The organism is Caballeronia sp. LZ032, assembly GCF_031451315.1.
Classification (GTDB): Bacteria; Pseudomonadota; Gammaproteobacteria; order Burkholderiales; family Burkholderiaceae; genus Caballeronia.
Genome location: NZ_JARUXP010000002.1, coordinates 352637 through 377186 on the forward strand (window position 1 = coordinate 352637; position 24550 = coordinate 377186).

General features: G+C 69.4%; 10 protein-coding genes. 7 read left to right on the forward strand and 3 right to left on the reverse strand.

Features of this window, described 5'->3' with window-relative positions; genetic code table 11:
* Window position 1: 1 nt before the first annotated feature.
* The 3 genes from QCE69_RS17240 to QCE69_RS17250 form a co-directional block, all read right to left on the reverse strand.
* Window positions 2-1996: a MacB family efflux pump subunit gene (locus QCE69_RS17240; RefSeq protein ID WP_309932057.1), complete on the reverse strand. Its 1995-nt coding sequence runs from the start codon at window positions 1994-1996 to the stop codon at window positions 2-4.
* Entirely contained in the window at window positions 1990-3177 is a 1188-nt protein-coding gene (locus QCE69_RS17245; RefSeq protein ID WP_309920715.1) for an efflux RND transporter periplasmic adaptor subunit, read from the reverse strand. Before QCE69_RS17245 ends, QCE69_RS17240 begins: the two co-directional genes overlap by 7 nt.
* A gap of 96 nt (window positions 3178-3273) precedes the next feature.
* A complete protein-coding gene (locus QCE69_RS17250; RefSeq protein WP_309920718.1) occupies window positions 3274-3906 on the reverse strand; it encodes a nitroreductase in 633 nt (210 codons plus the stop codon).
* A 384-nt stretch (window positions 3907-4290) separates the two neighbouring features.
* Here QCE69_RS17250 and QCE69_RS17255 point away from each other — a divergent pair, with 384 nt between their 5' ends.
* From QCE69_RS17255 to QCE69_RS17285, 7 genes are all read left to right on the forward strand, one after another.
* Window positions 4291-4536, forward strand: a complete 246-nt coding sequence (locus tag QCE69_RS17255; protein ID WP_309812671.1) for an MbtH family NRPS accessory protein — start codon at window positions 4291-4293, stop codon at window positions 4534-4536.
* Window positions 4537-4539: 3 nt separating this feature from the next.
* The gene (locus tag QCE69_RS17260) at window positions 4540-5337 is read left to right on the forward strand and encodes an alpha/beta fold hydrolase (RefSeq protein WP_309920721.1); all 798 of its coding nucleotides are present in this window, start codon (window positions 4540-4542) and stop codon (window positions 5335-5337) included.
* A complete protein-coding gene (locus QCE69_RS17265) occupies window positions 5325-6299 on the forward strand; it encodes a TauD/TfdA family dioxygenase (RefSeq protein ID WP_309932058.1) in 975 nt (324 codons plus the stop codon). Before QCE69_RS17260 ends, QCE69_RS17265 begins: the two co-directional genes overlap by 13 nt.
* Window positions 6300-6372: 73 nt before the next feature.
* A complete protein-coding gene (locus QCE69_RS17270; RefSeq protein WP_309932059.1) occupies window positions 6373-17322 on the forward strand; it encodes a non-ribosomal peptide synthetase in 10950 nt (3649 codons plus the stop codon).
* A complete protein-coding gene (locus QCE69_RS17275; protein WP_309932060.1) occupies window positions 17319-22754 on the forward strand; it encodes a non-ribosomal peptide synthetase in 5436 nt (1811 codons plus the stop codon). The genes QCE69_RS17270 and QCE69_RS17275 overlap by 4 nt, the downstream gene beginning before the upstream one ends.
* A gap of 65 nt (window positions 22755-22819) precedes the next feature.
* The gene (locus QCE69_RS17280; RefSeq protein ID WP_309932061.1) at window positions 22820-23611 is read left to right on the forward strand and encodes an ATP-binding cassette domain-containing protein; all 792 of its coding nucleotides are present in this window, start codon (window positions 22820-22822) and stop codon (window positions 23609-23611) included.
* Window positions 23608-24549: an ABC transporter substrate-binding protein gene (locus QCE69_RS17285; protein WP_309932062.1), complete on the forward strand. Its 942-nt coding sequence runs from the start codon at window positions 23608-23610 to the stop codon at window positions 24547-24549. Before QCE69_RS17280 ends, QCE69_RS17285 begins: the two co-directional genes overlap by 4 nt.
* Window position 24550: the final 1 nt, after the last annotated feature.

Genomic DNA, 24550 nt, shown 5'->3' on the forward strand with positions numbered 1-24550 from the left:
CTCATTCGCTGGCCAGCGCCACGACCGGATCGAGCCGCGCGGCCTTGCGCGCGGGCATGAAGCCGAACACGAGGCCGGTGAGCAGCGCACACGCGAACGCGCCGATGATCGCGCGCACGGAAAAGATGGCCGGCACGCTCGCCGCAATCAAGCCCGCGCCGATCAGCACGCCCGCCAGCACGCCGAGCGCGCCGCCGATGCCCGAGACCAGCGTCGCTTCGGTGAGGAACTGGCGCAGGATGTCGCGTTGCCGCGCGCCCGTCGCAATGCGGATGCCGATCTCGCGCGTGCGTTCCTTCACGGTCATCAGCATGATGTTCATCACGCCGATGCCGCCCACCAGCAATGAGATGCCCGCGATCAGCCCGAGCATCAGCGTGAGCGTGTCCTGTGTCTCCGACTGCGCCTTCACCGACGCCGCGCGGTTGTAGACGTGGAAGTCGCGCAGATGATGCGCTCCTTCGAGCACCCGCCCGATGTCGGTGGCGGTCTGCTCCGACTGCGCGATGTGATCGACCAGCACCGAGATCCACGACAGATGCGTCGTGCCGAGCACGCGGCGGCTGCCGGTCGAGAAGGGGATGAGGAGCACGTCGTCGTCATCGGCGTCGCCCGAGGTCGCGCCTTTCTCTTCCAGTTCGCCGATCACGAGAAACGGCGTGTTGTTCACCAGCACGTACTTGCCGACCGGATCGGCCGGGCCGAACAGCTTCTCGCGCAGACGCTTGCCGAGCAGCGCGACCGTCGCGAGCCGGCGCTCGTCTTCCGCGTTGAAGAACACGCCGCGCGCCGGCTTCCAGTTCAGCACGCGCGAGCCTTCGGGACCGACCGCCCACAGCGACGTGCGCGTGTCCGCATTGCCGTAGCGCAGCGTGACGCCGCCGGTGAGGAAGGGCATCGCATATTCGACGTTCGGCACGTGCGAGACGAGATCGACGTCCGCGACGGACAGCGTGCCGCCCGGCGCATGCGCGGACGGTCCGTCGGGCGTCACGTACATGCGGTTGGTGCCGAAGCTCGCCATCTTCGCGATCACTTCGCGCTCCGTGCCGGTGCCGATCGCCAGCATCACGATCACCGACGCCACGCCGATGATGATGCCGAGCAAGGTCAGCAGCGTGCGGAAGCGGTTGATCCACACGACGCGCCACGCGGCGCGCATGGCTTCGTGCGCGTCGGTGAGGAACGACGCGGTGTGCGCGGAACCGCTCGACATCGAGCGCAGCAGCGACGCGCCATCGAGCGCGGCGGGGTTCGGCGCGGCCTGGTTGTCGGTGGCGTCGAGGGAATCGGCGACGATGCAGCCGTCGCGTATCTCGATCGACCGATGCGCCCGCGCGGCCACTTGCCGGTCATGCGTGATGAGGATGATCGTGTGTCCCGCCGCCGACAGTTCCGCGAGCAGCGCCATCACTTCCGTGCCGCTTTTCGAATCGAGCGCGCCGGTGGGTTCGTCGGCGAGCAGGATGTGGCCGCCGTTCATCAGCGCGCGGCCAATCGACACGCGCTGCTGCTGTCCGCCCGACAACTGGTTCGGCCGATGATCGAGCCGCTGTTCGAGCCCGAGCCGCGCGAGCAGTCCGGTGGCGCGCTCGCGGCGCTTTTCCGGCCGCACGCCCGAATACACGGCGGGCACTTCCACGTTCTCGCGCGCGGATTCGGTCGCGATCAGGTGATAGCCCTGGAATACGAAGCCGAAGGCCTCGCGGCGCAGCCAGGCGAGTTCGTCGGCGGACAGCGTCGCGACATCGCGCCCGGCGAAGCGGTAGCTCCCCGACGACGGCCGGTCGAGGCAGCCGAGGATATGCATCAGCGTGGACTTGCCCGAACCGGACGCGCCGACGATCGCAACGAACTCGCCCGCCGCAATCGACAGCGACACCCCGCGCAGCACCTGCACCGGCGGCTCGGTGCCGTCGCCGCCATAGGACTTGCAGACGTCGCGCAGTTCGATCAGCGGCGCGTCATGCGGCGGCGAGGATGCCGGCGTCACCATTCGAACTTCCCGTCGGCGCCGCGCACGCGCCGGATGCCGGTGACGAGCCGCTCGCCCGGCGCGAGGCCCGAGCGGATCTCCGCGTTGAGCCGGTCATGCACGCCGACGCGCACGTCACGCGTCACGACCCGGCCGTCCGCCAGCACCCGCGCGCGGTAGCGGTCGCTCGAACCGGCCACCGGGGTGAGCGCGGACAAGGGCGCGAGCGGCACGTCATGCGCTTCCTGCGCGACGAAAAACACTTGCGCGCTCATCTGCGGCAACAACTGGTTGTCCTGGTTCTTCACGTCGAACAACACCGTGTAGGACACGACCTTGCCGGTGTTGATCGCGTTGGCGTTCGGCGCGGCCTGCTGGTCGCCGCCGCTCGGCGGGGCCGTGTTGGGCGGCGCGGGCAGCACCTGGCGCACCGTGCCGTTCCAGCGCGTGTCGGCGCCGAGCGTCGTGAACCAGACCGGCATGCCGGGCTTCACCTTCAGCACATCGGCTTCGGAGACTTGCGTCCAGACCGTCATCGTCGAGAGATCGGCGATGCGCAGGATGATCGGCGTCTGGTACGTGGCGTTGAGCGTCTGGCCTTCGCGCGCATCGAGCGTGACGATGGTGCCGGACATCGGCGCGTAGATCTTCGTGTAGCCGAGCTGGGCTTCGTCGCCCTGCAAGGTGGCGCGCGCGCCGTCGATTTCCGCCGTCAGGTCGGCCACCGTCGAGCGGCCGCTCTGCCACGCCGACAGCGCGCTTTGCAGGTCTTCCTCGCGCGTCGAGCCTTCCGACATCATGCGGCGCTGGCGTTCGTACTGATGCTGCGCGAACGCAAGTTTCGCCTGCTCGCCTTCGAGGCGCGCGCGCAGGCTCTTGAGCGCGGAGGCATCGACGTCGTAGCGGGCCTGCTGCACGCTTGGATCGATCTCGACCAGCAGTTGGCCTTTCTTCACGGTATCGCCCGGCTGCACCGTGATGCGGCGGATTTCGCCGGAAGCCTGCGCGCCGATATCGACGTAACTGTGCGGCTGCAAGGTGCCGAGCGCGGTGACGCTCAACTGGATGTCGCCGCGCGAGATCGCGACGGTATCGACGTGCTCGACCGTCCTGAACAGCAGCGCCCACAACGTGAGCAGCACGAGCAGCGCGACGGCGAGCAGAGCAAGGGCCCGTGGGGAGGCTTTGATGGCGTGTCTCATCGATGCAGTTTCGAGCCGGCGGCGTGCGTTCTGCTGGCGCCACGCCGCACGGCACTGATTCTTTTAAGGAGCTGCCGCTGCAGGACTTCGAGCGTGTCAGGACGCGGCGGCGGGCACGGTCAGTTCACGCACGAATTCCGCGCGTTCGGGACGCGCCGGCGGCCGTTCGGACGAGCGCTTCGGCGTGCCGACGAACAGGAAGCCCAGCAAGCGTTCCGACGCGCCGAAGCCCAGCGCCGCGTGCATCGCGGGTTCGTAGGTATCGTCGCCGGTGGCCCAGAAGCCGCCGTAGCCGAGCGCGTGAATGGCGTTCAGCAGATTCATCGTCGCCGCGCCGACCGACATCAGCTGCTCGATTTCCGGCACGTGCGAGCTTGCGTCGATGGCCGCGCCCAGCGCGATCACCACCGGCGCCGCAAACGCCTTCTGCCGCCGGTGCGCATGCGCCGAGCGCGGCTCCTCCGGCATGCGGGCGCAGGCGAGGTCCACCAGCACGTCGCCGAGCGCGCCGCGCGCGTCGCCCCGCACCAGCACGAAGCGCCACGGACGCAGGCGCGCATGGTCCGGCGCGCGCAATGCGGCATCGAAGATTTGTGCGAGCTCGGCATCGTCCGGGCCCGGCTCGGCGAGCGGCCAGTGCGACTGACGCGACAGCAGCGAAGCAAGCACGGCCTGCGCGCGATCGGAATGTTCTGCGGTGAGAGCAGCGTTCGGAATAGGCGAATTCATCGCGAGTACGGGCTGGTTTGGACCGCCGTCATGATGGCCGAACTCGACACTAAACGCAAACGATTCGCATTTGGTGAAGGTGAAGAATTGCCTTCACTTCCGACGTTTTACGGACCGCTTACAAGGCAATTGCGCGTTTTGACGAACCGCGCGTCAGCTTGACAAAGACCGCTGCAACGCTCAGAGTAGCGCTTCTAAACAGCAATGATTCTCATTTATGACGATGCGGGCCGAGATGCGCCGAGCGTCGCGAATGCTGGCTGTCCAGTGTCGCCGTCCCCGTCATCGCTGCATTGTCCGGCGATCTTTCTGATCGCAAAAGTGAGTTTCGTTGTGTCCGTCACGCATGGCAGCCGCTCGGCTGCGGATCCATTGGAGCGATCGATGAGCTGGGGCGACGAAGACACGAATTTTCATGTGGTCATCAACGACGAAGAGCAGTATTCCATCTGGCCGGACTACAAGGCGATTCCCGCGGGCTGGCGACAGGCCGGCAAGTCGGGCAAGAAGGCCGAGTGCCTCGCCTATATCGATGAAGTCTGGACCGACATGCGCCCCTTGAGCCTGCGCCGCGCGATGGAGGCGGATGCCGCCCGCGCGACAACGGCACAGGCCGATCCGGCCGCCTGACGCATGGCGTTCGCCGCCGCACCCGGCGTCATGCCGCGCGTGCAGCTGTTCTGTCTCGCGCATGCGGGCGGGACGGCTGCGTTGTACCGGCGCTGGTCGCAGCGGCTGCCGGCGGAGGTCCAGGTCGTGCCGCTGGAGTTGCCGGGGCACGGCGCGCGCCGCGATCAGCCCGCGCACACGCAGTGGCCCGCGTTGATCGACGGCCTGTGCGCGGACTGGCGCGCGGCGCGCAATCCCGCGTTGCCGTTCGCCGTGTTCGGACACAGCATGGGCGCGCTCGTCGGACTGGAGCTGTTGCATGCGCTGCGCGGGCGCGGCCTGGGCGAGGCGGTGTGGCTGGGGGCGTCGGCGTCGGTGGGTCCGGCTTGCCGCGTGCTCGAAACGGACTGGCTCGAGTGCGGCGTGGACCGGATGATCGACAAGCTGCGCGCGCTCGGCGGCACGCCGGAGGCCTTTCTCGCGGACCGTGACCTGATCGCGTTCCTGTTGCCCACGCTGCGCGCCGACTTTCACCTGTGCGGAACTTTCATAGCAGGCGGCAAGGCCCGCGAGCCGCTCAACTGCCGGCTCACCGTCTTCACCGGCCGCGACGATCCCGCCACGGTGCGTGAACAGGACGTGCTGCGCTGGCGGGACGAGACGCGCGGCGCGTTCGCGCGGCGCGCCTTCGAGGGCGGCCATTTCTATCTCGATGAAGCATTGGATGCGGTGCTGGAATGCGTCGCCGCTGCGCTTGCGCAGGCGGGGGCGCGCCCGTTGGACGGCGAGCCGCGCGAAAGAGGTGAAGCATGGATGCGATGACCAGTCATATCGAAACGGCGTTCAGCGAGCGCGTGATCGAGGAAAACGGCACGCGTGTGCTGGAGATCCGTCCCGCGCATGACGAGGCCGCCGCGCCCGATCCGGCCGCGCTGCGCGCGCGCGTGGACGCGGCAAAGCTGCAATACGGCGGCGTGCTGCTGCGCGGCTTCACGCCGCTCGACGCTGCCCAGTTCAACGCGTTTGCCGCGAGTTTTGGCAAACCTTTGCTTTCCTACGAGTTCGGCTCGACGCCGCGCAGCCGGATCGAGAAGGACGTGTACTCGTCGACGGAATATCCCGCCGATCAATGGATCGACCAGCATAACGAACAGTCCTACACGCTCAAGTGGCCCGGCTCGATCTGGTTCTACTGCACCGTCGCCGCGCAGTCGGGCGGCGCGACGCCGGTCGCCGACAGCCGCCTCGTGCATGCGCGCCTGTCGCCGGCATTGCGCGAGCGCTTCGCCGAGCACGGCGTGATGTACGTGCGCAACTATGGCAACGGCCTCGATCTGCCGTGGGAACAGGTGTTCGGCACCGAGGACCGCGCGGAGGTGGAGCGCTATTGCGGCGCGCATCGCATCGACTTCGAATGGCTCGATGACGGCGAAGCGCTGCGCACGCGCCAGGTCTGCCAGTCGGAGCTGCGTCATCCGCTGACGGGCGAAAGCGTCTGGTTCAACCAGGCGCATCTGTTCCACGTGTCCAACTTGCCGGAGCCGGTGCGCGAGGCCTTGCTCGACGTGGTCGATGAAGACCGTCTGCCGCGCAATACCTTCTTCGGTGACGGCACGCCGATCGACGCCGCCATGCTCGACGAAATCCGCGCCGTCTATCACGACACGATGCTCGCCTTCCCCTGGCAGGCCGGCGATGCGCTCGTGCTCGACAACCTGCTGATGTCGCACGGCCGCGCGCCGTTTGCCGGCCCGCGCCGCGTGCTGGTCGCGATGAGCGCCTGAGCTGCCGTGCCGTGGCGTCGCATCGGCGGCGCCCTGCATGCGCGGCCATTCATCTTCGGATCCCACATTATTCATGACTGAGATTGCCCGCGAAGTGTCGAAGGAAATGCTGTCGATATCGGCGGCCTATGCCGCGTTGCCTGCGGACAAGCGCGCGGCGTTCCGCGAGCGGCTGAAGGCCGGCGGCTTCGACGCCGCACGTCTGCCGATCTCGCGTTTCCCCGACAACGAGCGCCGCTTCGCGCTGTCGCATGCACAGGAGCGTCTGTGGTTCCTGTGGCGTCTGGAGCCGTCGAGCGCGGCCTACAACGTGACGGGCGCGGTGCGGCTGCGCGGCAGGCTCGACGAAACCGCGCTGCGCCGTGCGCTCGACCGCGTGATGGACGCGCATGAAATCCTGCGCCAGCGCTTTGGCGAGACGGGCGGCGTGCCGTTCCAGCGGACGGGCTCGGGCGACTACGGCTGGGAAGCGCTGGACCTTGCCGTCAACGCATCTTTGGACGCCGAACTGGCCCGCCGTTCGGCGCTGCCGTTCGATCTCGAAAGCGGCCCGCTGCTGCGCGCGAGTTTGTTCAGGCTCGCGCCGGACGATCAGGTTCTGCACTTCGCGCTGCATCACATCGTGGCGGATGGTTTGTCGACGGAAGTGTTCGTGAGCGAACTGGCCTCGGCCTATGGCGATGCGCTCGAAGGCACGCCGCATCAAAAACCCGACAAGGCAAGCATCCAATACGGCGACTACGCGCAATGGCAGCGTGAATGGTTCGACGAAGACACGCTCGCGCGCCAGCTCGATTACTGGCGCGCGCGTCTCGGCAACGATCATCCGGTGCTCGACCTGCCGCACGCGCACACGCGCGCCGGCATGCGCAGCGGTGCGGGTGCGCGGCTCGCGCGGATGGTGCCGCCGGCGTTGCAAAAAGCGCTCGGACGCGTCTCCCTGACCGCCGACGCCACGCTCTTCATGACGCTGCTCGCCGCCTACGACCTGCTGCTCGCGCGCTACAGCGGCCAGACGGATATTCGCGTCGGCGTGCCGGTGGCCGGGCGCGACCGGCCCGAAGTGGCGGACATGATCGGCTTCTTCGTCAACACGCTGGTCGTGCGTACCGAGTTCGCGGGCGTCGCGAGCTTCGCGCAGCTGCTCGAACGCGTGCGCGATCGCGTGCTCGAAGCGCAGGCGCACGCGGACCTGCCGTTCACGAAGCTCGTCGAAGCCTTGCAGCCGCAGCGCAGCTTCGGCCACACGCCGCTGTTCCAGGCGATGTTCAACTACCTCGGCACGGAGCGCGACAGCCTGCGCCTGCCGGGCCTCGACGTCGCGACGCACGACATCGCCACCGATACCGCCCGCTTCGATCTCGTGCTGGAAGCCCGCGAGCGGGCGCAGGGTCTGGAAGTGGCGCTGGTCTACGCGGAAGACCTGTTCGATCCGGCGCTGATCGGCCAGATGCTCGATCACTACGTGGGTCTGCTCGAACAGATCGCGGAGGATGCGGCGCGGCCGCTCGGTGCGTTCGAACTGACGCGCGGACAGAACGCGTTGCCGCCGAAGAAGGCCTTCGAGCCGGTGTCGGCGCGCTTTGCTCAAAGCGTCGCGCGCGTGCCGGATGCGCTCGCGGTGCATTGCGAAGGCGAGCGCGTGACCTATGGCGAACTGGACGCGTGGGCGGCGGACATCGCACGGCGGCTGGCCGACGCAGGCCTGCGCGCCGACGAACGCGTGGGCATCTGCATGACGCGTTCCGTCGCGATGGTCGCGGCGCTGCTTGGCACCTTGCGTTCGCCGGGCGCCTTCGTGCCGCTCGATCCCGCGTATCCCGCCGACCGTCTCGCGATGATGATGGACGATGCAGGCGTGCGCATCGTGCTGACCGATGCCGCCGCGCTCGCGCAATGCGGCGCGCTGTTCGCGGGGCGCGTGGCGCTCGACGTGGGCGTGCGTCCGTCTGACGCTTCGAGCGCGCCGGTTTTCAACGCCATCGCGCCGCATCCGGAGCAACTCGCCTACGTGATCTACACGTCCGGCTCGACGGGACGGCCGAAGGGCGTCGCCATCAGCCACGGCGCGTTTGCGTCGCACCTCGACGACTTCATGGCGGCGCACGCCATCAGTGCGGACGATACGGTGCTGCAATCGTCGACCATCAACTTCGATGTCGCGCTCCACGAGCTGCTGCCCGCGCTGCTGCGCGGCGGCAAGGTGGAAATGCGCGGCCAGCAGGCGTGGGACATCGATACGACGAGCCGTCATTTGATCGACGCGCGCGTCACGTTCTCGCGCCTGCCCACGGCGTACTGGCAGCAATGGCTGCGCTCGCCGCCGGCGCCCGAGGCGCTCGCGGCGCTGCGGCAGATCACGGTCGGCGGCGAAGGCCTGCCGGGCGACGCGCTCGCGCAATGGCGCAGCGGGCCGCTCGGACACATCGAGCTGGCGAATCTGTACGGCCCGACCGAAACCACCGTCGCCTGCATGTTCCGCGCGACCACGGCCAGCGACGTGACGCAGGCGGTGGTGTCGATCGGCGTGCCTTACGCATCGCGCACGGCGCGCGTGCTGGACCGCGATGGAAACGAAGCGCCGGTCGGCGCGCTGGGCGAGTTGTGCATCGGCGGACATACGCTCGCGCGCGGCTATCTCGACCGGCCCGCGCTGACGGCCGAGCGTTTCGTGCCCGATCCGTCCGAACCGGGCGCGCGCCTGTACCGCACCGGCGATCTGTGCCGGATGCGCGCGGATGGCGCGATCGATTTTCTGGGACGGCTGGATCAGCAGATCAAGCTGCGCGGCATCCGTATCGAGCCGGGCGAGATCGAGGCCGCGTTGCGCCGTCAGCCGGGCGTGGCGAGTGCGGTCGTCGTGCTGGTCACGGATTCCGGTGCGCCGCATCTGGTCGCGTACGTGGTGGGCAAGCAGCAACTCGACGACGCCGCACTGCGACGCGCGCTGGCGCACGAACTGCCGGCCGCGATGGTGCCGTCCGCGATCGCCGTGCTCGACGCGCTCCCGGTCATGCAGAACGGCAAGGTGGACCGGGCCGCGCTGCCGCCGGTTGCGCTGGTCGCGCAGGGCGAGCGCATCGCGCCGCGCAACGAGGCGGAGCGCATCGTGCTCGCGCTGTGGGCGGCGGTGCTCGGCCGCGACGATCTCGGCGTGGACGACGATTTCTTCGCGGTCGGCGGCGATTCGATCCTGAGCCTGCAACTGATCGCGCGGGCGCGCGCGCAGGGCTGGCTGGTGACGCCGCGACAGGTCTTCGAACATCCGACCGTCGCGCGTCTCGCCGCCGTGATGCAGCCGCTGGAGAGTCACTCGGTGGCGGAGGAGATCGTCGAACCGTTGCCGCTCACGCCGATCCAGTCGTGGTTCTTCGAGCGTCATCCGCAGGGCGAACGGCACTGGAACCAGTCGGTGCTGCTGCACGTGCGCGGCGAACTCGACACGGCCGCGCTCGAACGCGCGCTGCAAGCGGTGGTGGCGCGTCACGACGCATTGCGGCTGCGTTTCGAACCACATGCCGATGGCTGGCGTCAGCAAGTGAGCGCGACAGTGCCGGCCGATCTGCTGAAGCAACACGACCTGCGCGATCACGCGTCCGACTGGCGCGCCGCGCTGACCGAGCAGGCGCAGCACGCGCAGCGGCAACTGGACCCGCAGGCGGGCCGCGTGTTGCAGGCCACGTATTTCCGGACACCGGACAGCGGCCGACTGCTGCTGGTGATCCATCACCTCGTCGTGGATGGCGTGTCGTGGCGCATCCTGCTGCGCGACATCGAGACGGCCTACGACGCCGCGCGTGCGAACCGCGAACCGGCGGTCGAAGCGGCGACGCCGTGGAGCGCATGGGTCGTCACCCAGCGCGAGTCGATCACCGACGCGAAGCTGCAAGCGGCCTTGCCCGCCTGGCTCGACGTGATGCGCGACGCCCGGCGGACGCTCGCGCCCGCGCAGGGCACGACGGCCACGAGCCGCGTGCTCGACTGGCGCCTCGACGCCGCCGCCACCGATGCCTTGCGCCGCGCCGCGCCGCGCGCGTACCGGCTGGGTATCGACGAGCTGTTGCTGGCTGCGCTGACACGCGCGATGACGACGGTGTTCGGCGGCACGGGCGCGTTGATCGCGCTGGAAGGCCATGGCCGCGATGCCGCCGCGCGTGACGATGTGGACCTGAGCCGCACGGTCGGCTGGTTCACGACGCGCTATCCGGTCTGGCTGCGCGCGCATCCCGACGATGCGGCCACGCTCATCGCGACGAAGCAACGCCTGCGCACGCTGCCGGACGGCGGCGCGTCGTGGGGCTGGCTGCACGCCTACGGCGACCACGCCGCCGCGCTCGCGGACCTGCCCGTGCCGGGCGTGAGCTTCAACTATCTCGGCCAGTTCGACCAGAACCTCGCCGCCGATGGCGCCTTCAGCTTCGCGACGGAAAACGGCGGCGATCCGCAACCCGATGACGAAGCGCTGGTGTATCCGCTGGATCTGAACGGCATGATCGTCGATGGCTGTCTGTCGTTCGGCTGGCGCTACGATCCGGCGGTGCTGCCGCAGGCTCAAGTGGAAGCGCTGAAGCAAGCCTTCGATGCCGAAGTCGCGCGGCTCGTCGCGCATTGCGCCGCGACGCCGCCGCGCGCCACCGCCAGCGATTTCCCGCTGGCCGCGCTCACTCAGGACGAGTTCGATGCGCTCGGCATCGCGCCCGATGAGGTCGAAGACCTCTATCCGGCGACGCCGCTCCAGCAAGGCCTGGTGTTCCACAGCCTGCTGAAGCGCGATGCCTACGTGAACCGCAAGCGCCTGACGCTGCACGGCGCGCTCGACATCGACGCGATGCGCGCGGCCTGGGATGCCGTCGTCGCGCGGCATGCGGTGCTGCGTACGCGCTTCACGCGCGCGCATGGCGGCGACATGTTGCAGGTCGTGCAGGCGAAGGTGCAGCCGTTCTTCGCGGTGCACGACTGGTGCAGCCGCGACGATTACGAGACCGCCTTCACCGACTGGTTCGAGCATCGCGCGCCGCAACTGATCGACCTCGACGCCGCGCCCTTGCTGCACGTCGCGCTGTTCCGGCGTCCGGACGGCGCGCACGATCTGGCGTGGATCAACCATCACGCGCTCGCGGACGGCTGGAGCAGCGCGCGCCTGCTGAGCGAACTGGGCCGCGCCTATCGGGCGGCGAGCCGGGGCGAGCCGCTCGTGCTGGATCCGGTCGTGCCGTATCGCGCGTATGTCGAATGGCTGCGCGCGCAGCCGGATGCGCACGTCTGGTGGCGCGGCCAGATTGCGCGCGCGGATCGTCCGGCGTTGCTGCTGGACAGCGTGCCCGCCACGCGCATGGCCGAATCAAAAAACGCGGCGGAAAACGCGGCGGAAAACGCGGCGGAAAGCGCGTTCCATCGTCGCGACGACCGGCTCGACGCCACGCTCGGCGCGGCGCTGGCGCAGGCGGCGCAAGTCTGTGGCGTGACGCTCAATACGCTGGTGCAGGGCGCGTGGGCGCTGTTGCTGGCGCGCTTCGGCAACCGGCGGCAGGTGGCGTTCGGCGTGACGGTGGCGGGACGTCCCGCCGATCTGCCGGGCGCCGATGCCATCCAGGGCCTCTTCATCAACAGTCTGCCGTTGTGGGTGGACGTACCGTCGAACCGGCCGCTCGCCGACTGGCTGCGCGACCTGCAAGCCGCCAACGTCGAGTTGCGGCAGGCCGGCCATACGCCGTTGCCGTCGATCCAGCAATGGGCCGGGCAGGGCTTCGGCGTGCTGTTCGATTCGCTGCTGGTGTTCGAGAACTTCCCCGTTGATGCCGCGTTGAACGACGGCTCGCTCGGCCTGAGCGTGAGCGCGTCGGAGTCGTTCGAGCGCACGCATTACCCGTTGACGCTGGGCATCGTGCCGGGCGAGCGCATTGCGCTCGAATGGAGTTGGGACGCGCGGCGTCTGCCGGACGCGACGCTCGAACAGGTGCGCGACGCCTATGTGAGCCTGCTGCGGCAGATCGCGGATACGGCTTCCCGCGACGCCACGCTCGGCCTGCTGCGCGTGCCTGGCCGCGACCTGCAGCGCGGCGTGCCCGAAGGCACGGCGGCACATGCGTACCGGCCGTTCATCGCGCGCTTCGAGGAGCGGGTGCGGAGGCAAGGAGAGGCGCTCGCGGTGCATTGCGACGGCGTCTCGCTGACGTATCGTGAATTGCACGCGTGGTCGAACCGGATCGCGGCGCGGCTCGACGCTGAAGGCGTGCGGCGTGAGGGGCGCGTCGGCGTGCTGGTCGGACGCTCGGCGGGGATGATCGCGGCGCTGCTCGGCGTGATGAAGGCGGGCGCTGCCTATGTGCCGCTCGACCCGGCGTATCCGCGCGAACGCCTGCGCGACATGATCGACGATGCGCAACTCGCCGCGCTCGTCACCGATGCGGGCACGCACGCGCTGCATGCCGAACTGAGCGATTGCCCGGCAATCCGCATCGACCAGACCGACGGCTGGCCGGAACTTGAGAACGCCACCGATCCGCATCCCGAACAACTGGCCTACGTGATCTACACGTCGGGCTCGACGGGCAAGCCGAAGGGCGTCGGCATCAGCCATGGCGCGCTGAGCCTGCATCTCGACGATTTCATCGCGGAGAACGGCCTGAGCGCCGCGGATCGCGCGTTGCAGTTCGCGACGATCAACTTCGACGGCGCGGTGGAACATGTCTTCGCGACGCTGGCGGCGGGCGCATCGCTGGAAGTGCGCGGGCCGGCCTTGTGGAGCGCGGACGAATTCACGCGCGTGCTGCGCGAGCGGCGCATCACGGTGGCCGATCTGCCGACCGGCTACTGGAAGCAATGGACCCAGCATCTGCCGCAGCAAGCACCCGCTGACTTGTCAGGCCTCGTCCTGCGGCGCGTGACGGTCGGCGGCGAGGCGCTGCCCGGCGCGGCGGTCGCGCAATGGTGCGCCGGGCCGCTCGGCGGCCTGACGCTGGTGAACACCTACGGCCCGACCGAAGCCACGGTGACGACCTCCGGCGAAGCCGTCACGGCGGCGCATGCGGAGAGCGTCGCGGTGCCGGTGGGGCTGCCGTGGGCGTCGCGTCACTATCGCATTCTCGATGCCGACGGCGAGCCCGTGCCCGAAGGCGGCAGCGGCGAACTGTGCATCGGCGGCGCGACGCTCGCGCGCGGCTATCTCGGCCGCGCGGCGCTGACGGCCGAGCGCTTCGTGCCCGATCCGGCCGGCACGCCGGGCGCACGTCTGTATCGCACCGGCGATCTCTGCCGCTGGCTGCCGGATGGCGGCGTCGCGTTCCTGGGACGCATCGACGAGCAGGTGAAGCTGCGCGGCTATCGCATCGAACTGGGCGAGATCGAGCGCGCGCTGAGCGCGCAGCCGGGCGTCGCGCAGGCAGTCGTGATCGTGCGCGGCGAACAGGAAGCGCGCCGGCTGCTGGGCTATGTCGTGCCCGCCAGCAACGCAAGCCTGACGGACGCAACATTGCGCGACGCGCTGGCGGACGTGCTGCCCGCATACATGGTGCCGTCGGCCCTCGCGATGCTCGACGTCCTGCCGACCCTGCCGAACGGCAAGCTCGACCGCAAGTCGCTGCCCGACATCGACGCGCGCAACGCGGGCCATGTCGCGCCCGCTGACGGCACGGAAACGCTGCTCGCGGACATCTGGCAGAGCGTGCTGGGCAGCGCGCCAGTGGGCGCGCACGACGATTTCTTCGCGCTCGGCGGCCATTCGCTGCTCGCGCTGCAAGTCGCGGCGCGGCTGCAACGCGCGCTCGGCCGCGAAGTGCCGCTGCGCCTGTTGTTCGAGCATCCGCAATTGCGTGCGCTGGCCGAAGCGCTCGACGGACTGTCGAAGCAGGCGCGCGAGCCGGTGCGCCGTCTGCATCGACGGGAAGCCAGACCGACGCATGGCCAGGAGCGCCTGTGGTTCCTGTGGCGCCTGACGCCCGACAATCCCGCCTATCACCTGTCCTTCGCCGTGCGGCTCGACGGCGCCCTCGATGCGCGCGCGCTGCACGCGGCGCTCGATGCGGTCGTCGAGCGGCACGAGATCCTGCATAGCCGTTTCGAGGAGCGCGATGGCGCGCCGTGGCTCGTGGTGGATGAAGCGATCGGCGCCGAGTGGTCCGAGTCCATGTTCCCCGATGCCGTCGATGACACGAACCCGGCGCTCGCCGCCTGGCTGCGCGAGGGCGCGGACCGCGCCTTCGATCTTGCGCGCGGCCCGCTGCTGCGTGCGCGGCTTGCACGGCTCGGCGACGGCTCGCATGTGTTCGCGCTGACGGTGCATCACATTGCGGCGGACGGCTGGTCGATGAACCTGCTGATCGACGAAATGCTCTCCGTGTACGGGGCGCTGCGTGAGGGGGAAAAGCCCGCGCTTGCGCCGCTGCCGGTCCAGTACACCGATTACGCCGTGTGGCAGCGCGAGTCGCTCGATGCCGCCGCGCTCGGCCAGCAGCTCGACTACTGGCGCGCGCAACTCGGCGGCGAGCAGCCGGTGCTCGAACTGCCCGCCGACCGTCCTCGTCCGGCCGTGCGCAGCGCACGCGGCGGCGAAGTGGAAACGGCGCTCGACGCCTCGCTCGCCGATGCATTGCAACGCTACGCCCGCCGTCACGACGCCACCGTGTTCATGACGCTGCTCGCGGCGTTCCAGGCGCTGCTGCATCGCTATGGCGGCCAGCGTGAGATTCGCGTCGGCATTCCGCTCGGCGGGCGCGAACAGGTGGAGACCGAAGCGCTGATCGGCTTCTTTGTGAACACTGCCGTGATCCGCGCCGAAGTGTCCGGTGCGGCGCGCTTCGATGCGCTGCTGTCGCAGGTCCGGCAACGCGTGCTCGAGGCGCATGCGAACCAGGATGTGCCGTTCGCGCAGATCGTCGATACGTTGCAGCCGGTGCGCGCCGCCAACCAGACGCCGCTGTTCCAGGCGATGTTCAATCTCGACGTGCCCGCGAGTCCCTTCGAGCGGCACGCCGGAACGGGGCTGCGCTGGTCCGCGGTGGGCACGCGGCGTTCGGCGGCGCAGTTCGATCTGAGCCTGAACGTGTCGGTTGGCGAACGCACGGGCCTGACGTTCAGCTACGCCGCCGATATCTTCGATCCGGCCACGGTGGAACGCATCGCGCGGGATTACATCGGCGTGCTGGAAGGCATCGTGCGCGAGGACGCCGTGCGTCTGCGCGATCTGCCGCTCGCCGCGCAGGCTGTCGCGCAACGCGGCGCGCAACACGCCGATGCCGCGTTCGTGCCGGTGCATGTGCGCGTCGCGGAGCAGGCGCGCCGCACGCCGGATGCCATCGCCGTGCGCTGCGAGGGCGCGACGCTCACCTACGCCGAACTCGATGCACGCGCCGGCCGTCTCGCGCAACGCTTGTTGCAGCAGGGCGTGGGAGTCGAAGCGCGGGTGGGCGTGTGCATCGCGCGTTCGCCGCACATGCTGGTGGCGACGCTCGCCGTCATGAAGACCGGCGCGGCCTATGTGCCGCTCGATCCGAACTATCCGGTCTCGCATCTGGCCGTGATGACCGACGATGCGCAACTCGCCTGCATCGTCGCCGATGCCGCCGGCCGCGACCGGCTCGCGGAGATCGCAGGCGATCACGCGCTGATTGCGGTCGAACGTGACGACGACGCGCCCGGCCTTGTCGAAACGCTGGCGCCGGTTCACGCCGGGCAACTCGCCTACGTGATCTACACTTCGGGCTCGACAGGCAAGCCGAAGGGCGTCGCGGTGCCGCATGGCGCGCTGACGCGTTTCCTCGACAGCATGCAGACGCGCCTGCGCCTGGACGCCGATGACGTGTGGCTCGCCGTGACCACGCTGTCTTTCGATATCGCCGCGCTGGAGCTGTATCTGCCGTTGCTCACGGGCGCGACAGTGGAACTCGCCACTCGCGAGACGATCGCGGACGGCAGGCGGCTGGCGGCGCTGCTGGAGGCGTCGAAGGCGAGCGTGATGCAGGCCACGCCGATGGGCTGGCGCGTGCTGCTCGACGGCGGCTGGCAAGGCCAGCGCGCCGCGCCGTTGCGCGCGCTGTGCGGCGGCGAAGCGCTGCCCGCCGATCTCGCCGCCGCGCTGCATGCGCGCGGCGTGAGCTTGTGGAATCTCTACGGACCGACCGAAACGACCATCTGGTCGAGCGCCGCGCCGCTGGCGGCGGGTACGCCGGTCACGCTCGGCGCGCCGCTCGAACACACGTCCCTGATGGTGCTCGACGCCGATGGCAATCCGGTGCCGGAAAACGGCATCGGCGAACTGTGCATCGGCGGGGACAATCTGGCACGCGGCTATACGCGGCGCGCCGGGCTCACCGCCGAGCGCTTCGTGCCGGACCCGCACGGCGCGCCGGGTGCGCGCCTCTACCGCACCGGCGATCTGTGCCGCGTGCGCCGCAACGGCCAGCTCGACTATCTAGGCCGCGCGGATCAGCAGACCAAGCTGCGCGGTTTCCGCATCGAACTGGGCGACACGGAAGCGGCGCTGCGCGCGCTCGATGGCGTCGACGACGCCGTGTGCCAGGTGCAGGGCGAAGGCACGGCGCGCCGGCTCGTCGCGTTCGTGACGGGCCGCGCGGAACCGGGCGCATTGCGGACGCTGCTCGCCAACCGTCTGCCGCCGCAACAGGTGCCCGCGCAGATCGAACGGCTCGACGCGCTGCCGCTCACCGCGAACGGCAAGCTCGATCGCAAGGCGCTGCCGTTGCTGGGCGCGACGTCGAAGGATGGCTACCGGCCGCCTGTCACCGCCACCGAGACGCTGCTGTGCGAGATCTGGGCCGAGGTGCTTGGCGTGGAGCGCGTCGGGCTGGATGACGATTTCTTCGTGCTCGGCGGCCACTCGCTGCTGGCCGTGCGCGTGGCGTCGCGTGCCGGTGAGACGCTGGGCCGCAAGATCGAACTGACGCTGCTGTTCGAGCATCCGGTGCTCGCGGATCTGGCCGCGAGGCTGGATCGCGATGCCCCCACCGCCGGTGCTTCCGGCGCGGACACGCTCGATGCGTTGCAGGACCTGATGGATTCGCTATGACCGACACGCTCGACACTCCCCGCGCCACCGAAGTTCCGCGCCGCCCCGACGCCTTGCGCCTCGCGCAGCAATACGCGTTGCTCGCCGAGGACAAGCGCGCGTTGTTCCGGGCGCGTGCGCGCGCCCAGGGCCTCGACGCGGGCGCGCTGCCGGTCGTGCCGCTCGCGCCGCGTCCCGCGCGCTTTCCGCTGCTGCCCGCGCAGGAGCGGCTGTGGTTCCTGTGGTGTCTCGATCCGGATCACGCGGGTTATCACATCGCGCATGCGCTGCGGCTGTCGGGCGCGCTCGACGTCGCCGCGCTGCAACGCGCACTCGCACAACTGGTGCGGCGTCACGAAGCCTTGCGCCTGCGCTTCGACGCGCAGGACGGCGTGCCGATGCAATACGCCGCCAAAGACGCCGACTGTGCGTTCGTGCGGACGCGCATCGAAGATGAAGGCGCGGTGCTGAGCGCGTTCGCCTGCGAGCCGTTCGACCTGACGCGCGGGCCGCTGCTGCGAGTCGGGCTGTTCGAGACCAGCGACGAGCAGTGCGTGCTGCAACTGGTCGTGCATCACATCGTTGCGGATGCGTGGTCGATGCAGGTCCTGTTCCGCGACCTGCTGACGCTGTATCGCGACGAGAGCGGAGCAGGGTTGCCGTCATTGCCCGTGCAGATGACCGACTACGCGCTGTGGCAGCGCGAATGGAGCGCCGACGACGCGCTCGCCCGACACCTGGACTACTGGCGCACGCGGCTCGACGGCGCGCCCGCCGCGCTGACCTTGCCGCGCGATGTCCCGCCGCGCGCGACGCGCTCTCACGATGGCGGTCTGGCGCGGCTGACGCTGCGCGCGGACCTGGCCGATGTCGCGCGGCGCATTGCGCGCGAGCGGCGCACGACGCTGTTCACGGTGCTGCTCGGCGTGTTCGACGTGCTGCTGTATCGCTATTCGGGGCAGCGTACGGTCGTGGTCGGCGTGCCGGCGGCGGGGCGTGCGCGCAGTGAGCTGGAGCATCTGGTCGGCTTCTTCGTCAACACGTTGATCGTCCGGGCGGACCTCGAACCCGCGCAGACTTTCGATGCCATGCTCAGCGGCCTGCACGACCGCGTGCTCGAAGCGCAGGCGCATCAGGACGTGCCGTTCGCGCGGCTGGTGGAGGCGCTGGGCGTCGAGCGCAATCTCGATAGCTCGCCGCTGTTCCAGGTGATGTTCGATCTCGCCGTGGATACGCCGCAAGATGTCATCGCCGGCGATACAGGTGGACTGCGCGTCGAATCGATCGCGGATGCCGCCGTCACCGCGCGCTTCGATCTCGCGTTGAACGCGCGGGACCGGGGCGCGGGCCAGCCCGTGGAACTGGCGCTGACCTATGCGCAGGATCGTTTCATCGCCGCGACCGCGCAGCGCATGCTGGACGATTTCGCGGCGCTCGTCGAACGGGTCGCGGCGCAGCCGGCGTGCCGCATCGGCGACCTGGCCGTGCAACGCACGCCGGAAACACATGCCGACGACATCGCCCGCAGCACCGAACCGGTTCACCTGCGCATCGCGCAGCGGGCGCGCGCATGCCCGACCCGCGTGGCGCTGCGTTGCGAAGGCGAATCGCTGACCTACGCGGCGCTCGATGCCTGGGCGGACCGCATCGCGCTCGCCTTGCGCGCGGACGGGCTTGCGCCGGGCGAGCGCGTCGGCCTGCTGCTCGAACGTTCGCTGGCGCTGCCGGCGGCGCTGCTCGGCGTGCTGAAGGCGGGCGGCGCGTTCGTGCCGCTCGATCCGGAATACCCGGAAGCGCGTCTGCGCGCGATGATTGACGACGCGCGGCTCGAACGCATCGTCGCCGATCCGTCGACGCGCGAACGCTGGCGCGATCTGCTTGCGGCGCAGCGCGCCCTCTGCGCGCAGGCTGCTCATGACACCGCGCAGGCCGCGACGCCCGCATGGACCGTCGCCCGCGATGCGCTCGCCTATGTGATCTACACCTCGGGCTCGACGGGCACGCCGAAGGGCGTCGCCATCTCGCATCGCTCGCTCACGCTGCATCTCGACGACTTCCTGCACGACCACCGCATCGCGGACACGGATGTCGTGCTGCAATCGTCGACCATCAATTTCGATGTCGCGCTGCACGAGCTGCTGCCCGCGCTCATCATGGGCGGACGCGTCGTGATGCGCGGCCCGCGTGCGTGGGAACTCGACACGCTGAACCGCACGCTGATCGACGAGCGCGTGACCTTCGCGCGCATTCCCACCGCGCTGTGGCAGCAATGGCGCATCGCGCTGCCGCCGGCCGAACGCATCGCGCTGCGGCAGATCACCGTGGGCGGCGAAGGCCTGCCCGGCGACGCGCTGCAACGCTGGTACGAAGGACCGCTCGCGCACGTTGCCATCGACAATCTCTACGGTCCGACCGAAACCACCGTCGCGTGCATGCATCATCCGGTGACGCGCGACGACACGCATCATGCAATCGTCGCAATCGGGCGCTGCTATCCGTCGCGTCACGCCTATGTCGCCGATGCCGACGGCAATCGCGCGCCCCCCGGCGCGCCGGGCGAACTGTGCATCGGCGGCGCGACGCTCGCGCAAGGCTATCTCGGCCGCGCCGCGCTCACCGCCGAGCGCTTCGTGCCGGACCCGTACGGCGCGCCCGGCGCGCGCGTGTATCGCAGCGGCGACCTGTGCCGCGCGCGGACCGACGGCGTGATCGACTTTCTCGGCCGCATCGACCAGCAGGTGAAGCTGCGCGGGCATCGCATCGAACTGGGTGAAATCGAAGTGGCGCTGCGTCGTATCGACGGTGTGCGCGAAGCGATTGCCGAGGTGCGCGGCGAGGGTACGCGCAAGCGGCTCGTCGCGTATTTCACAACTCTGGCAGACGCCGCCATCGAGGCCGATGACGTGCGCGCCGCGCTCGCCGCGACCTTGCCGGCGTCGCACGTGCCGTCCGCGTGCATGCGGCTCGACGCGCTGCCCACGCTGCCCAACGGCAAGCTGGACCGCCGTGCGCTGCCCGACCCGGATGCGTTGCTGGAGACCGGCTCGGCCGCGCCGGAGGGTGTCGTCGAGACGGCTTTGCTGGCCGTCTGGCAGACCGTGCTGGGGCGCGAGGATATCGGCGTGACCGATCATTTCTTCGAACTCGGCGGCGACTCGATTTCGAGCCTGCGCGTGATCGCCCAGGCGCGCAGCGCCGGCTGGATGGTGACGGCGCGCCAGGTGTTCGAGCATCCGACGGTGCGCCTGCTGGCACGCGTCGCCCGTCCCGCCGATACGCAAGCGGCCGCCGCGCAGACCCCGAGCGGCCCGCTCGATGCGCCGCTTGCCCCGATGCAGCACTGGTTCTTCGAACGCTTCCCGGCTGCGCCGTCGCGCTGGAACCAGGCGGTGCTGCTGCGCGCGGCCGAAGCGCTCGACGCCGACGCGTTGCGCACGGCGCTCGCCGCGTTGATCGAGGCCCACGACGCGTTGCGGGCGCGCTTCCGTTTCGATACGGCGCGGCAGGTGTGGACGCAGACGATCGAAGCGGCATCGTCGGCGGGCGCGTTTGCCGCTGAGGCGTTGATCGTCGAAGACCTGCGCGCTTCGGAAGATCCGGCGGCGCGCATCGAAGCGATCGCGGAACGCGTGCACGACAGTCTCGATCTGAATAACGGTCCGCTGTTGCGGGCCGCGTGTATCGCGACGCCGGACGGCTCGCGCTTGCTGATCGCGGTTCATCACCTGGTCGTCGATGGCGTGTCGTGGCGCATCCTGCTCGATGACCTGATGACGGCCTACGAAGCCGCACGCACGCCGGGCGGCGATGCTGCGTTGCCCGCGCCGTCCACGAGCTGGGCGCAGTGGAACGCGGCGCTTGCCGACTACGCGCGCTTGCCGGAACACTTGAGTGAGCTGGCGTGGTGGCAGGCGCAGCTGGGCCACGACACCTCTTTCGCTACGCCACAAGACGACGCCACCCGTCATCTCGACTGGATTCTCGATGCCGCATCCACACGACGTCTGACCGGCACGGGCGCGCGCATCGACGAAGTGCTGCTCGCCGCGCTCGCGCATGCCTGCGCCGAGCATCTGCCGGCGTTGCCGGTGGTGGTCGAGATGGAAGGGCATGGCCGCACGGAGCGCGTCGCGGGTCTCGACCTGAGCCGCACGGTCGGCTGGTTCACGACGCAGTTTCCGCTGCGCGTGACCGCGCTCGCTCATCCGCGCGCGACGCGGCGTGCGCTGGCATCGGCCCTGCGCGCCGTGCCCGCCGATGGCCTGCACTACAACCTGTTCCGCTACGCCGGGACGGAGCAAAGCCGCGCGACGCTGGCCGCGCTGTCGCCGACGACCATCGGCTTCAACTATCTGGGCCGCTTCGAGGAACGCCTGAGCGAAGGGCGCTTCGCGTTCGCGGCGGAGGACAGCGGCCATGGCACGCGCGGCAGCGTGGCCGCCGGACCGCGTCATGTGCTCGACCTGAACGGCCTGATCGCGGACGGCTGCCTGAAGGTGGACTGGAGCGCGGCGGCAACGGTGATCGACGAGGAGCGGCTCGAACGCATCGTCGCGAGTTTCGACGCACACGTACGCACGCTGGCCGACGACGCGGACAGTGGCGTCGCCGTGAGCGCGCGCGCAGCGGCCTTGCCTTTGTTCGACGGACTCACGCAGAGCGCCTCTGTCGCCACGGACGACGACAATCAGCAAGCCTTCGAGCTCTGGCGTCAACGCTTCATCACCGAGGCGATGCTGTGCCCGTCGGCGGATGCGTGCGTGCAGCCGCTCAACGCGAGCGGCGCGCCGCTCACGCTGTTCTGCTTCTATCCGGGCTTCGGCATGGTCGGCGAATACCGCTTTCTCGGCGCGGCGCTGCAAGGCGTGGCGTCGGTGATCGCGCTGCGTTCGCCGGGTCTCGCCGACGAGCACTTTCAGAACGCGAAGTCCTTCGAAGCACTCGCCGAGACCTGCGTCGAGCAGATGCTCGGCGTGCAGCGCGCGGGGCCGTTCCGTCTGCTGGGCTGGTCGTTCGGCGGACGGCTCGCGCTGAGCGTGGCCGGACTGTTGCGTGCGCGCGGCCATGAAGTCGATTTCCTCGGCCTGCTCGATACGGCGACGCATACGAACGATCTCCCCGAAGCCGCCGAGGCAGGCGATCCCCTGTCCGCCTGGCTCGACGCCCAGCCGGACGGCGCGCGTTTGCGTGCGCTGTTTGACCGCACCGCCGCGCTCGACGACCTGCATTACCGTTTGCGGCTGGCGCACGCGCTGCCGCGCATCGACGTGCCGGTGACGTTCTGGCGCGCCGCGCGCGATACCTCCGCCGAGCGCAAGCGCGACTGGCGGCCGTACACGAGCGCGGCAGTCGAGGAGATCGGCATCGATGCGACGCACAGCGCCATCGTCCATCATCCGGCCTTGCACGCGAGCGTCGTGGAACGCTTGCGCGGGATCGCCGGCTCCGTTTGAACCTGCCAAAACACAGCGGCGCGCCAAGGCCGCGGTTCCCACCATCGAAAAGGCAACATCGGGTCATGCAGCACACAACAGAAGACGCCCTCTACACGCTGTCGAACGTCGATTTCGAGATCGGCGGCAAGCAACTGCTGCACGACATCTCGCTCAGCATCGGCACGGGCGAGGTGGTCGGGCTGATCGGCCATAACGGCTCGGGCAAGACCTCGCTGATCCGGCTGCTCGCGCGGCTGCATCAGCCGACGCGCGGCACCATCGAGTTCGGCGGCGAGCGGCTCGCCAGCTGGCCGCACCGCAGCTTCGCGCAGCAGGTCGCGCATCTGCCGCAATACACGCCGGCCACCGACGGCCTGCTGGTCCGCGAACTGGTCGCGCTCGGGCGCTATCCGTGGCATGGCGCGCTCGGGCGCTTCACGGCGGAGGACCAGCGGCTGGTGGACGAGGCGATGACCTGGACCGATGTCGCGCATTACGCCGACAGACCCGTCGACAGTCTCTCGGGCGGCGAGCGCCAGCGCGTGTGGCTCGCGATGCTGATCGCGCAGAACAGCCGCTGCGTGCTGCTCGACGAGCCGACTTCGGCGCTCGACATCAGCCATCAGCTCGAAGTGCTCGGCCTCGTGCGCAAGCTGTGCGACGAGCGCGGCATGACGGCGGTGATCGTGCTGCACGACGTCAACATGGCGACGCGTTTCTGCACGCAACTGGTCTCGCTGCGCGGCGGCAAGCTGCTGATGCAGACCAGCCCGGCCGAGACCATGCGTCCCGATGTGCTGCAAGCCATCTACGGCGTTCCGATGGGCGTCATGACCGATGCCGTCAGCGGTTATCTGATCGGATTCCCGCGATGAAGCGCGTTGCTTTGAACCGACGTCGCTGGCTCGCGACGGCGTTTGCCATGACGGCGGGGCTCGCCGCGCCATCGGTGTTCGCCGCTGAAAGTGCCACGCCGCGCCGCATCGTCACGATGAACTGGGAACTGACCGAAACGCTGCTGGCGCTGGGCGTCGCTCCGGTCGGGACGTCGTTGCCGGACTGGTATCGCACGACCATCGTGCAGCCGCCGCTGCCGCAGGGCGTCGCCGATATCGGCTTGCTCTATCAGCCGAACTTCGACGTGCTGCGCATGCTCGACCCCGACCTGTTCGTCATCACGGTCGAACACGCGCCGGCGAAACCGTCGCTGGAGCGTCTCGCGCCGACCATCACGCTCGGCACGTACATGTCGAACCCCGCGCCATACTCGGCCTTGTGCGCCGAAACCGCCGAACTGGCCACGCGCCTGCAACTTCCGGCACGCGCGGCCGCGCTGATCGGCGCGGCGCAGCGCACGGCGGACGCGGTGCGGGCGCGGATCGGCGCGCGGCCGGCGCTGACCGCGGCGCCGGTGATCGTCGCGGATCTGGTCGACGACCGGCATCTGCGCGTCTACGGCCAAGGCAGTCTCTTCGACGCGATGCTCACGAAGCTCGGCGTCGTCAACGCCGTGAATCCGCCTGCGGGCGGCCGCGTGTGGGCCACGCAGGTGGGCGCGGCGATGGTGCCGCTGCAACGGCTGGTGGACGTGCAGCAGGCGAGCCTGCTGCTGGTCGGACCGGTGGCGGCGCCGGTCGTCGCGCAGCTCGGCTCGAATGAGATCTGGCAGGCGCTGCCGGCGGTGCGCTCGAAGCGCGTCGCCAAGCTGCCCGTGATCGCGCCCTACGGCGGACTTGTCTCGATGCAGCGCTTCGCGCACGCCATCGACGACGCCCTCACCCTGATTGCGGCGGGAGGCGGCGGTGTCGCGTGAC

What these genes read in the sequence shown, in the direction of transcription:
- QCE69_RS17240 (WP_309932057.1), bottom strand. Translation starts at nt 1,996, where the DNA reads ATGGTGACGCCGGCATCCTCGCCGCCGCATGACGCGCCGCTGATCGAA.
- QCE69_RS17245 (WP_309920715.1), bottom strand. Translation starts at nt 3,177, where the DNA reads ATGAGACACGCCATCAAAGCCTCCCCACGGGCCCTTGCTCTGCTCGCC.
- QCE69_RS17250 (WP_309920718.1), bottom strand. Translation starts at nt 3,906, where the DNA reads ATGAATTCGCCTATTCCGAACGCTGCTCTCACCGCAGAACATTCCGAT.
- QCE69_RS17255 (WP_309812671.1), top strand. Translation starts at nt 4,291, where the DNA reads ATGAGCTGGGGCGACGAAGACACGAATTTTCATGTGGTCATCAACGAC.
- QCE69_RS17260 (WP_309920721.1), top strand. Translation starts at nt 4,540, where the DNA reads ATGGCGTTCGCCGCCGCACCCGGCGTCATGCCGCGCGTGCAGCTGTTC.
- QCE69_RS17265 (WP_309932058.1), top strand. Translation starts at nt 5,325, where the DNA reads ATGGATGCGATGACCAGTCATATCGAAACGGCGTTCAGCGAGCGCGTG.
- QCE69_RS17270 (WP_309932059.1), top strand. Translation starts at nt 6,373, where the DNA reads ATGACTGAGATTGCCCGCGAAGTGTCGAAGGAAATGCTGTCGATATCG.
- QCE69_RS17275 (WP_309932060.1), top strand. Translation starts at nt 17,319, where the DNA reads ATGACCGACACGCTCGACACTCCCCGCGCCACCGAAGTTCCGCGCCGC.
- QCE69_RS17280 (WP_309932061.1), top strand. Translation starts at nt 22,820, where the DNA reads ATGCAGCACACAACAGAAGACGCCCTCTACACGCTGTCGAACGTCGAT.
- QCE69_RS17285 (WP_309932062.1), top strand. Translation starts at nt 23,608, where the DNA reads ATGAAGCGCGTTGCTTTGAACCGACGTCGCTGGCTCGCGACGGCGTTT.